The 15226-nt window shown below is 61.8% G+C and carries 15 protein-coding genes; 8 read left to right on the top strand and 7 right to left on the bottom strand.

The window, feature by feature from the left end; genetic code table 11:
- Nucleotides 1–52: 52 nt before the first annotated feature.
- Genes ACR0K9_RS06760 through ACR0K9_RS06750 form a run of 3 tightly spaced genes read right to left on the bottom strand, consistent with a single transcriptional unit; the run spans nucleotide 53 to nucleotide 4123 of the window.
- Nucleotides 53–2116 (bottom strand): ABC transporter permease, encoded by a 2064-nt coding sequence (locus ACR0K9_RS06760; RefSeq protein WP_480821771.1) that lies wholly within the window; start codon nucleotides 2114–2116, stop codon nucleotides 53–55.
- Nucleotides 2113–3162: a quaternary amine ABC transporter ATP-binding protein gene (locus ACR0K9_RS06755; protein WP_480821769.1), complete on the bottom strand. Its 1050-nt coding sequence runs from the start codon at nucleotides 3160–3162 to the stop codon at nucleotides 2113–2115. The genes ACR0K9_RS06760 and ACR0K9_RS06755 overlap by 4 nt, the downstream gene beginning before the upstream one ends.
- A gap of 10 nt (nucleotides 3163–3172) precedes the next feature.
- Complete coding sequence (locus tag ACR0K9_RS06750; protein WP_480530088.1) at nucleotides 3173–4123, bottom strand: ABC transporter substrate-binding protein; 951 nt, start codon at nucleotides 4121–4123, stop codon at nucleotides 3173–3175.
- Between the two features lie 340 nt (nucleotides 4124–4463).
- Between ACR0K9_RS06750 and ACR0K9_RS06745 the strand changes: the two genes are divergently transcribed.
- Nucleotides 4464–5126: a DNA-3-methyladenine glycosylase I gene (locus ACR0K9_RS06745; protein WP_480821767.1), complete on the top strand. Its 663-nt coding sequence runs from the start codon at nucleotides 4464–4466 to the stop codon at nucleotides 5124–5126.
- Between the two features lie 42 nt (nucleotides 5127–5168).
- On the top strand, nucleotides 5169–5855 hold the full coding sequence (locus ACR0K9_RS06740) for a hypothetical protein (RefSeq protein WP_480821765.1): 687 nt from the start codon (nucleotides 5169–5171) through the stop codon (nucleotides 5853–5855).
- Between the two features lie 3 nt (nucleotides 5856–5858).
- On the opposite strand, the gene ACR0K9_RS06735 is transcribed toward ACR0K9_RS06740, so the two are convergent.
- Nucleotides 5859–6263, bottom strand: coding sequence for a c-type cytochrome (locus tag ACR0K9_RS06735; protein ID WP_480821763.1), 405 nt, complete (start codon nucleotides 6261–6263; stop codon nucleotides 5859–5861).
- A gap of 94 nt (nucleotides 6264–6357) precedes the next feature.
- Here ACR0K9_RS06735 and ACR0K9_RS06730 point away from each other — a divergent pair, with 94 nt between their 5' ends.
- Complete coding sequence (locus tag ACR0K9_RS06730) at nucleotides 6358–6795, top strand: DMT family transporter (RefSeq protein WP_480821761.1); 438 nt, start codon at nucleotides 6358–6360, stop codon at nucleotides 6793–6795.
- Here the strand turns inward: ACR0K9_RS06730 and ACR0K9_RS06725 are convergent.
- On the bottom strand, nucleotides 6779–7465 hold the full coding sequence (locus ACR0K9_RS06725; protein ID WP_480821759.1) for an ABC transporter ATP-binding protein: 687 nt from the start codon (nucleotides 7463–7465) through the stop codon (nucleotides 6779–6781). The two genes, ACR0K9_RS06730 and ACR0K9_RS06725, sit on opposite strands and share 17 nt — an antisense overlap.
- The gene (locus ACR0K9_RS06720; RefSeq protein WP_480821757.1) at nucleotides 7458–8744 is read right to left on the bottom strand and encodes a lipoprotein-releasing ABC transporter permease subunit; all 1287 of its coding nucleotides are present in this window, start codon (nucleotides 8742–8744) and stop codon (nucleotides 7458–7460) included. Before ACR0K9_RS06720 ends, ACR0K9_RS06725 begins: the two co-directional genes overlap by 8 nt.
- A 381-nt stretch (nucleotides 8745–9125) precedes the next feature.
- Between ACR0K9_RS06720 and ACR0K9_RS06715 the strand changes: the two genes are divergently transcribed.
- Nucleotides 9126–9476 carry a hypothetical protein gene (locus tag ACR0K9_RS06715; protein WP_480821755.1) on the top strand — a complete coding sequence of 117 codons (351 nt, stop codon included), beginning with the start codon at nucleotides 9126–9128 and terminating at the stop codon, nucleotides 9474–9476.
- A gap of 30 nt (nucleotides 9477–9506) precedes the next feature.
- Here ACR0K9_RS06715 and proS read toward each other — a convergent pair whose 3' ends face one another.
- A complete protein-coding gene (proS, locus tag ACR0K9_RS06710) occupies nucleotides 9507–10847 on the bottom strand; it encodes a proline--tRNA ligase (protein ID WP_480821753.1) in 1341 nt (446 codons plus the stop codon).
- Nucleotides 10848–10997: 150 nt separating this feature from the next.
- On the opposite strand from proS, the gene ACR0K9_RS06705 reads away from it, so the two are divergent.
- The 4 genes from ACR0K9_RS06705 (at nucleotide 10998) to ACR0K9_RS06690 (ending at nucleotide 15209) form a co-directional block, all read left to right on the top strand.
- Nucleotides 10998–12383 (top strand): FAD-dependent oxidoreductase, encoded by a 1386-nt coding sequence (locus tag ACR0K9_RS06705; RefSeq protein ID WP_480821751.1) that lies wholly within the window; start codon nucleotides 10998–11000, stop codon nucleotides 12381–12383.
- Nucleotides 12383–13357, top strand: coding sequence for an isopenicillin N synthase family dioxygenase (locus tag ACR0K9_RS06700; protein ID WP_480821749.1), 975 nt, complete (start codon nucleotides 12383–12385; stop codon nucleotides 13355–13357). The genes ACR0K9_RS06705 and ACR0K9_RS06700 overlap by 1 nt, the downstream gene beginning before the upstream one ends.
- Nucleotides 13358–13445: 88 nt before the next feature.
- Entirely contained in the window at nucleotides 13446–14519 is a 1074-nt protein-coding gene (locus ACR0K9_RS06695; protein ID WP_480821747.1) for an AI-2E family transporter, read from the top strand.
- On the top strand, nucleotides 14520–15209 hold the full coding sequence (locus ACR0K9_RS06690; protein WP_480821745.1) for a P-loop NTPase family protein: 690 nt from the start codon (nucleotides 14520–14522) through the stop codon (nucleotides 15207–15209). It begins immediately after the preceding gene.
- Nucleotides 15210–15226 lie beyond the last annotated feature (17 nt).

The raw sequence follows: 15226 nt of genomic DNA, 5'->3' as shown, positions 1-15226 counted from the left end.
CTTTGTCCGAAATCAAGTGAGGCATGGGGCGGTTGCCCGCCCCTGCCTTGTTTTACAGACCCAGTGCTTTGCGCCGTTCTTCAGCAAAGCCCTGCACCATACGGTCGGCGATCAGCGCGAGGATGGCCATCGCCGCCCCGGCTGAGATGCCAAGCCCCACATCCGCCTGCCCCAGCGCCAGATAGATCGACTGGCCCAGACCGGTGGTGCCGATCAGCGCCGCGATCACCAGCATGGCGAAGGCATAGAGGATGGTCTGGTTCAGCCCCAGCAGGATGGTCGGCGCGGCATAGGGCGCGCGCACGTCGCGCATGATCTGCCACTCGGTCGCGCCGCTGGAGATGGCGGCCTCCATCATCTCATCCGGTGTGTTGACCAGCCCGTGCCGCGTATAGCGGATCATCGGGACGATGGCATAGGCGCAGATGGCAAGGAAGGCCGAGAACTCTCCGATCTGGAACACCATCAGCACCGGGATCAGGAACACGAACAGCGGGATCGTCTGCAGCATGTCGCAGATCGGACGCACGATAGTCCAGACCGGCGACCAGACCGCGCTGGCCAAACCGATCAGCCCGCCCAGTACGGCGCAGAAGAACACCGCAGCGCCGCTGAGGTAGAGCGACAGCAAGGCGCGTTCCCACAGGCCCGAGACAAGGATGGTGCAGAGCAGACCCACCGACAGCGCCGCCAGACGCCAGCCGCCCGCGACCCAGCCCAGCGCAGCAGCGCCGGTCAGGACAAAGGGCCATGGCAGGTTGGCGATGCCGGTTTCCAGCATGCCGATCAGAATCAGAACCACCAGCCCTCCGGTCAGGTGACCGCGCCATGCCATCAGCAGCGCGATTGCGGCACCAATGGCAAAGAGGCCGAAGCTCATGGCCGATGTCCACTGGAAGCCCCAGGTAAAAGGCAGCACCGCCTGGTCCAGTCCGATCCGCAGCGGCAGCAGCACATAGAACAGCGAGTTGTTCTTGAGCGCATCCAGCCACGGCCCGTTGGCTTGCGTGAACGCGGTCAGGCCGCTGTCAATTGCCCCGGCCATCGGGTCCAGCACGGTCAGCTCGGACGGGTTGGGCAGCCACGCCCAGAAGGCGGCTGTGAACAGCACGGCAAAGCCCAGCATCGCCCAGACAACGCGGCTGTCATAGCGTTTGCGCTCGGTGGCCAGAGTACCGCTCATCCGGTCGATCACCACGGCGAAGACGACAATGACCAGACCGGCCATCAGGGATTCGCCGAACTGCGCCTTGCGCATGGTCAGCAGAACCTCCCAGCCGATGTCGTTGAAACCGCCGATGACGGCTGCGATGATCACCATCGACAGGGCCGCCATCAGACATTGGTTCACACCGACCATGATCTGCGTGGTGGCCGCCGGAATCTCGACCTGAAACAGTTGCTGCAGGCGGGTGCCGCCGGACATGATGGCGGCTTCCTTGATCTCGGATTCCACCCGTTCCAACCCCAGCATCACGTTGCGCGCCATCGGCGGCGCCGCATAGATGGCCGAGGCGATCAGGCCAACCACTGGACCAAAACCAAACAGCAGCAGCAGCGGCGTCAGATAGGCGAATGTCGGTACCGTTTGCATGATGTCCAGCACCGCCTGCACGAAAGACTTCACCCGCGGCACCTCATTGGCGAGGATGCCGATCGCGCCGCCCATGATCAGCGCCACGGGCACGGACACGGCGACGAGGGCGAGCGTGTTCATGCTCTCGGCCCAATAGCCCGAGGCCAGAACGAAGCTGAGGCCGATAAAGCCCAGCGCAGCCATGGGCAAGCCACCCAGATACCAGCCCAGAGCGGTGACGATACCGATGAGGATCGGCCACGGGGTGTTCCCCAGCACATAGTTGGCAGCATTCATCGGATAAGTCATCAGGTCCGAAAATAGCCGCATGGCAGGTTTGATGCCGTTCAGAAACCAATCCAGAAATGCCCCAACCCATTGAGTTGCAGGCAATTCCCACGCGGCGGGCCATTTGACCAGCCACGGGGCGACGCCTTCCAGCCCAAGGCAAACCGCGCCGATGATCACCGTGATCAGCGCCGCCTGCGCGCCCGCCGTCAACCGCGCCTGCCGCGCGGGGATGTCCGTGACGGCGGTCATGTTTCGTCAACCTGCAAGGCAGCGGCCAGATCGGACGGATGCACGGTGCCCACGACATTGCCCTCGGCATCGCGCACCGGTACCGGTTCATACAATTCCATGCAATGCGCCAGCGCAGCATCCAATGTCATCGAGGTGGTCAGACCCGGATCATCCGGCCCGCATTCCGCCTGATCCCGCATCACCGAGGCGACCTTGGCGTGCTGGCCTTTGGCTACATCTTTTGAGAATTCACGCACATAGTCGTCCACCGGGCGCAGTACGATATCTGTCGGCGTGCCGATCTGAACGATCTTGCCATCTCGCATGATGGCGATGCGGTCAGCCAGCTTCAGCGCCTCTTGGATATCGTGCGTGATGAAGACGATGGATTTCTTCAGCGTCGCCTGAATGCGCAGGAATTCGTCCTGCAACTGGCGACGGATCAATGGATCGAGGGCCGAGAACGGCTCATCCAGAAACCAGATATCGGGATTCACAGCCAGCGAACGCGCGATCCCCACACGCTGGCGTTGACCGCCGGAAAGCTGCCGGGGGAAGCTGTCTTCGCGGCCTTCCAGACCGACCAGCGAAATCACTTCCTGCGCGCGGGCCAGCCGTTCCTTTTTGCTCACGCCCTGTACACGCAGCGGATAGGCCACGTTTTCGGCCACGGTCATATGCGGGAACAGGCCGAAATGCTGGAACACCATGCCCAGCTTTTTGCGGCGCAGCTCGGTCAGGGCCTTCTTGGAGGCCCCCATGACGTTCTCGCCATCCACGCGGATTTCGCCCCCGGTGCCCGGCAGCAGTTGCGAGATACAGCGGATCAGCGTCGACTTGCCCGAGCCCGAAAGGCCCATGATGACGAACAGCTCGCCCTCGCGCACTTCGAAATTGGCATCCTGAACGGCGGGGATGAACCCGGCTTCGCGCAGATAGGTGGCGGCTTTGTCGGCGTCATTCCCTGACCGAGACAGCGCGTCGGTCAGGGCTTTGTCAGCACCGGTGCCAAACACCTGCCAGAGATTCTGGCAGGCGATGGCTGGCGTCGTAGCGTCAGTCACTTAGGCTGGCTCACTTCGTTGCCGCGTCTACGACCGGACGCCACTTGTCTTCGTTTTCAGCCATCCATGCAGCGACGACTTCTTCGACGGCACCGCCGTCAACATCAATCGCACCCATCATCGGCTGCTGGTCTTCGACCGCCAACTGATAGTTGGTCAGGATTTCATAAGCGGCGGGCCATTTTTCTTCCATGCCGCTCCAACCGGCCTTGAAGATGCGCGAGGGCGAGAAGTCGCAATCGTTCACCGCGTTGGGGTTCGGACCCCATGCGGGATCGTTAAAGCACGCCTCTTCGCCCGCTGGCAGATCAACAAACTGCACGTCATAGGCCGACATCGCCCAATGTGGCTGCCAGAAGGTGATCAGCAGCGGCGATTTCCGCTCGGTCGACGCACGCAGTTCAGCGATCAGCGCGCCTTCAGACCCCGCAGGAACCGCTTTGAACGGCAGTTCAAGGCCGGTCATGCGATCCGCGCCGGGGGTGCCCCAATCGGCCGGGTAGTCGACCAGACGGCCACCGGGCAGGGTTTCAGCCGTGGCGAAGACCTGCGCACAATCCTTCAGCGCTTCCCATGCGGGCAGGCCCGGGCACAGCTCGGCCACATGCGCGGGATAGGCAATGCCTTCTTTCGCGTTGAGACCCAGATCACCGATTTCAACCACAGTGCCTTCGTCGATCTTCTTGGCATATTCGTCGGATACGTTGGACGACCAGATTTCCAGCGTCGCATCGATGTCGCCATCGGCCAGCGCCTGGAACTGATTCATCATGCCGGCGGTCACGTATTCCACGTTGTAGCCTGCGGCCTTCAGCATCTCACCCGCCACATGAGTCGTGACGTGCTGACCGGTCCATTCGTTGATCGCCAGTTTGATCGGCTCGTCCACTGCGCCCATATCGGCGGCATGGGCCGATCCGGCAACGGCGATGGCCAAAAGGCTTACGCTAAGCTTTTTCATGAGTTTACTCCCTGTTTTGTTCTGCTTGCCCTTGGACTACGCCCTCGCGCAGCCCGGCGGAATTTATGGTGATGGCACCTGTCGCAACATGCACAAATTCGGCTGAAAAAGGAAAGGGAACAGTAACAGCCGCCGCGACTTTCTGCGCTGCGCTTGAATCTGTCCTCCACTCCAGTCCCACCCGCAACGTATCGCTCGCGCCCGGCACCGTTCATTCGGACAGGTTAGGGATATTGATTGACTAGTCAATTATAAAACGACTCCAACGCATCTACGTCATCTTTCCCCTTGTCAGACCGGCGCAAAAAGGACCAACCTTACCGCGCGGAGGGATCTGGCGATGCATCATTTTGACGATATCTACACCATGGCCGCTGACCGTCATGGCGGGCCCGACGCGTTGGAATCGAAGCTGGGCAAACCGAAACCCCCTGCCGAGCTTGCGGCAATGCCCGAGGACCGGTGGCTGTCGATCATCACCAAGACCGTGTTTCAGGCCGGTTTCAACTGGAAGGTCATCGAGTCGAAATGGGACGGGTTCGAGACCGCTTTTGACGGTTTCGATGTCGGACGCTGCGCGTTCATGGATGACGAGAAATTCGATTCCTTGCTGCAGGACACCCGGATTGTGCGCAACGGCACCAAGATTGCCGCCGTGCGCGACAATGCGGCCTTTCTGCTGGAACTGCGGGAAGAAGGCGGCGCCGGGAAGGTTCTGGGCGGCTGGCCCTCCGAAGATTTCATCGGATTGCTGGCAATGTTGGGCAAACGAGGCTCCCGGCTGGGCGGAACGACCGCTCAGTTCGCTATGCGTTTTGCCGGGCGGGATGGCTTTATGCTGTCGCGTGACGTGACCGCCCGTCTGATAGCCGAAGGGGTGATCGACAAACCGGCCACGTCAAAAAAGGCGATGGCCGCCGTGCAGGGGGCCTTCAACACTTGGATGGACCAATCCGGGCGTTCGCTGACGGAAATCAGCCGGGTTCTGGCAATGAGCCTGTGAAAACGGCTTGCAGAGCAAGGCGGGCGCATTAGGCTTTCAAACATGGTTCGCCCCCTTCTGATTTTGATCCTGCTGTTATTCGCTTCCTGCGGTCGCCCCCTGACCGAGCAGGAACGCGCATTTGCCGGGAACATTCAGGGGGATACGCTGAACCTTGATCGCGTGCGTCTGGTCGAAGGCGCACCGGTCGCGGCGATCACTTATACGCGCAAGGCGCGGCCACGGCTGGCCTGCCGCGAGCGGATATTGCCGCCCGTGAGAGAGGAAACCGTTACCGGAAAGCCCGCCGCCGTGGCGCTGTTCAACCGGGTGTATTTTACCCGCGACTGGTACCTGGACGACTACATGTCCCAATATCCCGAGCGAGTGAACCTGATCGCCGCGATGCTGCTGGCACATGAGCTGACCCATATCTGGCAATGGCAGAATCGCGATACCACCGGCTATCACCCCTTGCGCGCAGCGGCTGAGCACGGGCGCAACGATGACCCCTACCTGTTCGATCTGGGAACCTCAGCCGATTTCCTGTCCTACGGCTTTGAACAGCAAGGCGCGATTGTCGAGGAATATGTCTGCTGCCGCGCGCTGGACCCGGATGCGCCGCGCACCAAACGGCTGCATGACATGCTGAGCGCGCATTTCGATGTCGCGACCCTGCCCGGCAGCAGGCGCGCAAGTGCCGTGCAACTGCCATGGGCAGGGGCCGAGGTTGAGGGCATCTGCCGCTGAGGCTCAGCCCTCTTGCAGGGTTTTCAGATAGGCAACCAGATCGACGATGGGCTTGCTGGTCAGGATCGGCTGCCCGGTCGGGGTTTTGATCGCCGTGTCATTGCCTTCGAAGAACGGGCCGTAGACAGGCATGGGGCTGCCATGACTGACCAATGGATCCCGCCCGTCGATCCGCGCCACCACGCGTGCGGTGGGAAAGACGCCATCCGCATCAGCCAGGGTCTTCAGGTTCGTCGGCTGGATCACCAGCACCCCCGCCATCGGACCATGTCCCGTTGCGTCCAGCCCATGACAGGTGGCGCAATAATGCTGATACAGCTCGGCCCCGGCCTCAACGTCCTGCGCCCGCACAGCCGGGGCTGCCACGGTCAAAGCCACCAGACATGTCTTGAGTAACCGGTTTGTCATCGCATCCTCCGCTACAATCAGGCATTTACAGGCTTGCCCGGCAGCCGCCATGACGCAATGATCCAGATCAACGAGGCCGGCAGGGAGTCCCGAAATGACACAGTACGCAGCCATCATGCTGGCAGCGGGATTCGGCATTCCGATTCTCGCGGCCCTGAACGCGGCGCTGGGTAAGCTGATCGGCTCGCCCAACACAGCCGCTGTCATGCTGTTCGCCATCGCCTTTGCCGCCTCGGCGCTGGCATTGATCCTGCTGCCCGGAGGTCAGGCGTTTGCCAAGGCCGCGCAGGCCCCCAAGCACCTGTTTCTGGCCGGAGTCCTGATCGCCTTTTATGTGCTGTCGATCACCCATGTCGCCCCGCATTTCGGGGTCGGCAACGCGGTGTTTTTCGTGCTGCTGGGGCAGTTGATCAGCGCGGCGGCCATCGACCATTTCGGCCTGTTTGGCGCGCAGGTCACGCCACTTTCATGGATACGGGCGGGGGGTATTGCGGTGATGGCCGCTGGCGTCGCGATCACTCAGCTGGCCTGAGAACGCCGCCCTCCAGCCGCAGCATCCGGTCCATCCGCGCCGCCAGATCAAGATTGTGCGTGGCAATCAGCGCCGAGAGACCTTCGTCCCGCACCAGCGCCATGAGCGCCGCGAAGACCTGATCCGAGGTTTCAGGGTCCAGATTTCCCGTCGGTTCATCCGCCAGCAGCACGCGCGGTTGATTGGCCAGCGCCCGGCAGAAGGCCACCCGCTGTTGTTCCCCGCCCGATAAGGCGGCTGGCCGGTGATCTGCGCGCGCCGCGACACCGACGTGGTCGAGCAACTGCATCGCCCGCGCCTGCGCCGTTTTTTCGGACGCGCCGTTGGCCAGTTGCGGCAGCACGATGTTTTCCAGCGCCGTGAACTCGGGCAACAGATGGTGGAACTGATAGACAAAGCCGACATCGCGTCGCCGGATCGCCGTGCGTGTCCGATCCCCCTTGCCCGAGGCCCCCTGCCCGGCAATCTCGACCGCGCCCGTATCCGGCGTATCCAGCAGGCCCGCGATATGCAGCAGGGTCGACTTGCCCGCGCCCGAAGGCGCAACCAGCGCCACCGCCTCACCGGCGCGCAGTTCCAGATCGGCACCGCGCAGCACCTGAACCTCGCCGGGAGTGCCTTGCAGATAGGTCTTGGTCAGACCGCTGAGCCTCAGCGTCACATCATTCATAGCGCAGCGCCTCGACCGGGTTCAGCCGCGCCGCGCGGCGGGCCGGGAAATAGGTGACAAGGAAGGACAGGCCCAGCGATAGGCCGATGGCCTTCAGAACATCGCTCAGATGCAGCTCTGCGGGCAAGGCATAGATGCCGCGAATGGAGGGGTCCCAGACGCCACCGCCCATGACGTAGTTCACGAACGAGAAGATCGGGTCGATATAGATGGCGAACAGGCAGCCCAGAATGACCCCCATCGCGGTGCCGATGATGCCGGTGAACGCACCGCAGATGAAGAACACCCGCAACACCGACCCTTCGCTGAGTCCGATGGTGCGAAGAATGCCGATATCGCGGCCCTTGTTCTTCACCAGCATGATCAGGCCCGAGACGATGTTCATCGCCGCGATCAGTACGAGGATCGACAGGATGATGAACATCACGTTGTCTTCGACCTCCAGCGCGCGCAGGAACCCGCCCGAGGCATCCTGCCAGGTCCAGATCTGGCTGCGCTCTCCGGCGGCTTCAAGGATCGGGATCAGGATCGGGGTCAGTTCCTCGGGGCGTTCGACCATCACCTCGATCTCATCGGCCACGCCTTCGCGATTGAAGAAACTCTGTGCCTCGGCAAACGGCATGTAGACGCGGGTGCGATCGATGTCATAGCGCCCGGCCGAGAAGACATAGACCACCTCATAGGCATTCACGCGCGGAGACGTCCCGAACGCGGTTTTCACCCCGTTGGGCGAGGTCAGCTTGACCCGATCCCCCACCGTCGCCCCGATGGACCGCGCCACGCCCGAGCCGATGGCGATACCGTCGGCGAACCGGGACAGGTCGCCATAGGCCTGTTCGCTTTCGGCAATGCCCGGCAAGTCGGCCAGATCGTGAGGACGGATGCCAAAGACCTGCACCCCGGCGCTGCGGTCGGCGTTGGTGATCAACACCTGCCCTTTGACCAGCGGAGCGGCACGCTCGACCCCCGGCACTTGCGCGATCCGATCCGCCATGCCGTCGAAATCGGCGATGGTGCGATCCAACCGGCCCTGTGCGGTGACCTCACCGGCAGAGAATACGGTGACATGCGCGTTGGCCCCCAGAATGGTGCCCACGAATTCTGACCGAAACCCCGACCGCACCGCCAGCGTCGCGATCAGGGCAAACACCGCCAGCGTGATCCCGATCAGCGAAATCCAGGTCATCACGCTGACGCCACCCTCGGCGCGGCGGGCGCGCAGATAACGCCAGGCGATTTTCCATTCGAATGGAGCGAAGGGCGGTGGTGTCTTGGCCATGCTGCCTCGGTGATCAGTTCGGCGCGACCCTTTCGGCATTTGGCCCGATGGTCAAGCCGGTTCTCGCCACACGAACCCGGGCAGGCAATTCTACGGTCATTGGGCGTGGTACGGCTTCCGAATCGATATGCAATGGCGCCGCGAGGCTCTGTCCATGCGGGAACATTCCAGATTTCAAATATACCGGTGGTTGTGACCCCCTTCACAGACAAGGGCTTATTGTTTCAGCTATGAAGTCAATGTGAAACGTTAGCGGCCCAACTGAGTCACAATCGCAACATTAGGCACGCAATATTGTTTCGCAAATTGATTATTGTGAGAAACTTTGTACCCTATTTATGGGGGACACATTTTAAAGAGTGAAGAGCGGAGGTTCGCTCAATGGGTATTCAGGAACACATGGAAGGATCGGGTCCGATTATGACCCGGCAGGCAGCAAGGGAATTGGATTGTGAAAGCGCCGCATTGTTGCGGGCCGCGATCAGGCCCTTGTTCAGCGGCGCAGCGAACTGGGCCAGCCTGACAGACATTCTCAGCGACAAGGGGTATCACCTGGCATTTCGTCAGGGACGACTGTGCATCTCAGACCGCACGACCGGAGAACGCATTTGCGGATTGCGCTTCCTCGGCTTCGAACTGCGTGATCTGGTCCTGCGCATGGGACGCCCCATCGTCATCCCGCGCGGCAGCAAAGCGGATGGCGATATCGTGTCAGCACGCCCGGCGCCCTGACACTGTGATATCAGATGCGCATCGCCCGGATCAGGCGATGCCCTGATAAATCTCGGCAACTTTAGTCACGGCGGCCTCGGGGCTGAGTTCCTCGCTTTCGCCGGTGCGGCGGCACGTCAGTTCAACCACACCATTTTTCAATCCACGCGGACCCACGGTGATGCGCCATGGCAGACCGATCAGGTCCATGGTGGCGAACTTGCCCCCGGCCCGTTCATTGCGGTCATCATAGAGCGGCTCAAGCCCCAGCGCGGTCAGCGCGCCATAGAGTTTGTCACACGCCGCGTCCGCCTCATCATCACCCTGTTTCAGATTGACGATCCCGCAATGGAACGGCGTCACGCCCTCGGGCCAGATGATGCCCTTGTCGTCATGGCTGGCCTCGATGATCGCACCGATCAGGCGGCTGACGCCGATACCGTGGCTGCCCATATGGACAGGAACCGGCTTGCCATCGGGGCCTTGAACGGTTGCGCCCAGAGGTTCGGAATATTTGGTGCCGAAATAGAAGATCTGACCAACTTCGATCCCGCGCGCCACGCGGCGGCGCTCTTCGGGGATCTGATTGAACAGCGCTTCGTCATGGGTTTCATCCGTGCGCGCGTATTTCGAGGTGAACTCCTCAAGGATCGCCTGACATTGCTCACGGCTGTCATAGTCGATCTCACGATCACCAAAGGTCAAATCCGTGACGGCGCTGTCATAAAACACTTCGGATTCACCGGTATCAGCCAGCACCAGGAATTCATGTGTGTCATCACCGCCGATGGGCCCGGAATCGGCGCGCATCGGGATGGCCTGCAGACCCATGCGTTCATAGGTGCGCAGATAGCTGACCAGATGGCGGTTATAGGCGTGCAGCGCGTCCTCTTTGGTCAGGTCGAAATTGTAGCCGTCCTTCATGTAGAACTCGCGCCCCCGCATCACGCCGAAACGCGGGCGGATTTCGTCGCGGAACTTCCACTGGATCTGATAGAGCGTCAGCGGCAGATCCTTGTAGCTGCTGACGTGGCCCCGGAAGATATCGGTCACCAACTCCTCGGCGGTCGGCGTGTACAGCATGTCGCGCCCGTGCCGGTCCTGCATCCGCAGCATTTCCTGACCGTAATCGTCATAACGCCCGGATTCGCGCCACAGGTCCGCCGATTGCAGGATCGGCATCTGGATCGCGATGTGACCCGCCCGCGCCTGTTCTTCGTGCACGATGTTTTCCAGCTTGCGCAATACTTTGAAGCCCAGCGGCAACCAGGAATAAATCCCGGCGGCGGCCTGCTTGATCATGCCCGCACGCAGCATCAGCCGGTGGCTGACGATCTGAGCCTCGGAGGGGTTTTCCTTGAGAACGGGCAGAAAGTAACGGCTGAGGCGCATTGGAGGACCTTTTACGGGTGAGAATTCGACTTCAAAGCTGATTATGCCAAAGCCCCGCCGGGGGCAATCGCGCAATGCCGTTTTTGCGACCCCAGCCGGGTCGGTTTTTCGATTGACGCCCAAGATCAGAGCCGGAATGGTGGCGCAAACATGATTGCGAGGGGGACGCAAATGCAAACCATTCAGGAACCGGCCCGCCAAATTCCTGTGGTTCACCGAACTGACATTCTGGTGGTCGGCTCAGGCCCTGCTGGCTTGTCCGCCGCGCTGGCAGCTGCAAGGGCTGGGGCCGAAGTAACGCTCATGGATCGGTTCGGTTGCATGGGCGGCAATATCACCGCCGTGGGGGTCGAGGGGTTCGCCTGGTACCGCCACGAACAGACGGTCGAGGCCGGTGGCATCGGGCTGGAGTTCGAGACCCGCGCCAAAGAGATGGGCGCAGCAGTGCCGGAAAGCCAGTCGCTGAGCTATGAGTTGGACAGCGAAGGGTTCAAGCTGGTCGCCGACCGGCTGGTGGAAGAGGCAGGCGTGCATCCGATGCTGCACCGTCAGTTCGTCGCTCCGATCATGGAGGGTGACCGGATCACCGGCGTCATCACTGAATCCAAGGCCGGGCGCGAGGCGATTCTGGCCAAGGTGGTGATCGACGCCACAGGCGACGCGGATGTAGCCCATCGCGCGGGGGCGCCCACCCACAAGACCGCGCCCGAGAGGATGATGGCGGCCTCGGTGATGTTCCATCTGGCCGGTGTCGATAAACGGGCCTTCATGGAGGGGATCAAGGCCGACCCGCAAACCTACAAGGACTGGGGCGGCGGTGGCGAATGGAACATCGAAACCACGGGCAAAGAGGACGACATGTTCTCGCCCTTCGTCAAGAAACCGTTTCAGCAGGCCATCGAGGAAGGGCTGATCCCGCCGCATCTGAACACCATCGCGGGCACCTGGGGGGCGATGCACGACACGGGTGAGCTGACTTACATGAACCTGATCCATCTGGACGGCATTGATGGCACAGACCCTGACAGCCTGACACGGGGCGAGATCGAGGGGCGGCGGCAATCCATGCTGGCCATCGACGCCCTGCGCCGCTTCATGCCCGGCTGCGAGAGTGCTCGGCTGCGGAATTTTGGCATGACCATCGGCATCCGCGACACCCGCAAGATCGACGCGGTCTATAACATGACCGAGGATGACGCCCGCCATCAGGGCCGGTTCGAGGACACCATCGGCATCTATCCCGAATTCATCGACGGCTACGGCATCCTGATCCTGCCGACAACGGGACGGTACATGCAGATCCCCTATCGCTCAATGCTGCCGAAGGGCATCAAGGGCCTGCTGGTGGCGGGCCGCTCGCACGGGTCAGACCGGGTGGCCCATGCCGCGACACGCAACATGTCCTGCTGCGCGGTGATGGGACAAGGCGCGGGTATCGCTGCGGCCCTGTCTCTGAAAAGCAATCAGGAGCTCGACCGTATGAACCTGACGCCGGTGCATCAAGAGCTTGAGCGTCAAGGCGTTAGGATCAGTTGATGGATCATATCCCCACCATCGATATCTCACCGCTGGCAGATCCGGCTGATCCGCGGTTCCAAGCCACGGTTGCCCAGGTCATGGACGCCTGCACCAGCATCGGGTTTCTGTCAATCACTGGCACTGGCATCACGGTCGAGCGCATTGATCAGGTCCGCGCCTGCGTCCGGGCGATCTTTGATGTTGAAGAGACCAGCAAATGGGATCAGGCCATCACCCGCCAAAACTATCGCGGATATATCCCGATGGGGTTCTTCACCCCGAACGACGGATCGGGCACGGCGGATAAATACGAGGGGTACAAGCTGCATTTCGAAACGGCCGAGGATGCCCCGGTCCGGGCCGATTGCGCGCTGTACGGGCCAAATATCTGGCCCCGCGAAACGCCCGAGGCCCGCGATGTCATTCTGGACTATTGGCGACAGCTTGATGGCGTGACCGACCTGCTGCTCGGCGCGTTAGAGGTGGGGCTTGCGGTGGAACCAAACGCCCTGCGCGCGGCGTTTCGCGATCCGATGACCAACATGAGCCTGCTGCATTACCCGCCGCAGGCACCAGATGAGGGCGGCTATGGCATTCACCCGCATAAAGACACGTCCGCGCTGACCATCATCGCGCCTGATCCGGTCGGTGGGCTTGAGGTTCAGACCCGCTCCGGCGGTTGGATCACGCCGGACTGTCCGCCCGGCGGATTTGTGGTCAATATCGGCGACATGCTGGAGCTGTGGTCGGGCGGGCGGTTGAAATCCACCCCGCATCGGGTGGTCAATCGATCCGGGCGCGAACGCTATTCCTTCCCCTATTTCGCAGTTCCGCGCCACGACGTCGTGGTTGCGCCGCTGCTAACCGCCCAGCCGGGCTTTGACCGGCCTGCGGTGCATTGCGGCCACTGGTCGGCAGAAATCTGGCGCACCAACTGGCCTGACGAAACGGCCTCGGAGGACACACCGGAACTGGGCACCCTGACCGACTGAAGCGCGAAATGCGCGACCGATGAAGCGCTTGCATCGCCGGGCATCATGAGCCAAGAACACGGCAACGCTGTGCAACAAGGAACGCGCCATGGCTTTGCCGGTGAAGGATCAACTCAGATACTGGGGCATTGCCACAGCGGTTTTTGTGGTGGTTCTGTACCTGCTGGGCGATGTGCTGCTACCCTTCGTCATCGGCGGCGCGATTGCCTATTTCCTTGATCCGGTGGCCGACCGGCTGGAAAAGCTGGGCCTGTCGCGGATGGCTGCCACCGGGATCATCACCGTGGTCGGCGTGCTGGGCTTTGTGCTGATGATCCTGATGGTGGTGCCCGCGCTGATCACCCAGTTGCTGGATCTGGTCGATACCTTGCCCGCCCTGTTCAAAGAATTGCGCGCCTTCATAGAAAAGCAGTTCCCATCCCTGCTGGATCGCGAATCCAACACGCATCAGATGCTGGTCTCGTTCGGCGAAACGCTGAAATCCAAGACCGGGGATGTGCTGCAAACGGTTCTGTCCTCGCTGGGCTCGGCGATTAACGTGGTGGTCCTGCTGGTCATCGTGCCGGTTGTCGCGGTCTATCTGCTGATGGACTGGGACCGTATGATCGCCCGGATCGGAGAGCTGCTGCCCCGTGACCACGCCCCCACCATCAAGCGGCTGGCGGGTGAGATCGACGCGGTTCTGGCCTCGTTCGTGCGCGGCATGGGCACGGTCTGTCTGATCCTTGGCACCTATTACGCCGTCGCGCTGATGCTGGTTGGGCTGCAGTTTGGCCTGATCGTCGGATTCATTGCCGGGCTGGTCACGTTCATCCCCTATCTGGGCGCGCTGATCGGCGGCTCGCTGGCCATCGGGCTGGCGCTGTTTCAGTTCTGGGGCGACTGGGCGCAGGTCGGGCTGGTCGCCGGTATCTTTGCCATCGGACAGGTGACCGAGGGCAACTTCCTGACCCCCAAGCTGGTCGGCAGTTCGGTCGGTCTGCATCCGGTCTGGCTGCTGCTGGCGCTGTCGGTATTTGGCGCGCTGTTCGGCTTTGTCGGAATGCTGGTCGCTGTCCCTGTTGCCGCAGCCCTGGGCGTGCTGGCGCGGTTCGCGACCGAGCAGTATATGAGTAGCCGCCTTTATACCGGGCTTGAAGGGCTGCAGCAGGACGACGAATAAATGGCCACACAGCTCAGCTTTGATCTGCCGTCCAAGACTGCCTTGGGCCGCGAGGATTTCTATGTCTCGCCCGCCAATGCACTGGCGGTTGCGATGATCTCGGCCACGTCGTGGCCCGGCAACAAGCTGGTGCTGAGCGGCCCTGCGGGGTCAGGCAAAACCCATCTGGCCCATGTCTGGGCGGCGGAAACCGGTGGGCGGATCGTGCAGGCTGCCGCTTTGCGCTATGACGAAGTGCCCGAGCTTGCCCGCGCGCCGGTCGCGGTCGAGGATGTCCCCGTGATCGCTGCGGATTCCGAGCAGCAGAAAACGCTGTTTCACCTGCACAATCTGGTTCTGGCCGAGGGCCACGCCCTGCTGATGACCGGGCGCGCGGCGCCGAAACTATGGCATTTGTCGCTGGCCGATCTGCAAAGCCGGGCCGAGGGGGCGCATCATGTGGCGCTGGACGCCCCTGACGACGCGCTGCTCGGTGCGGTGTTGGCCAAGCTGTTCATCGACCGGCAGCTCAACCCCGGGCCGGATGTCATCGCCTATCTGGTCAAGCACATGGACCGCAGCTTTGAAACCGCCGCACGGATGGTCGAGCAGTTGGACGACATCGCACTGACCGAAAAGCGCGATATCACCCGTGCGCTGGCGGTGCGTCTATTGAACACAGAAGCCGAACAATCGGGTGCCTGCAATTGACCGGCGAAGGCCGATCT

This window comes from Ruegeria sp. L12, from assembly GCF_056531745.1.
Note: the sequence above shows the minus strand (reverse complement) of the source record. Positions and strands in the feature narration are given on the sequence as shown.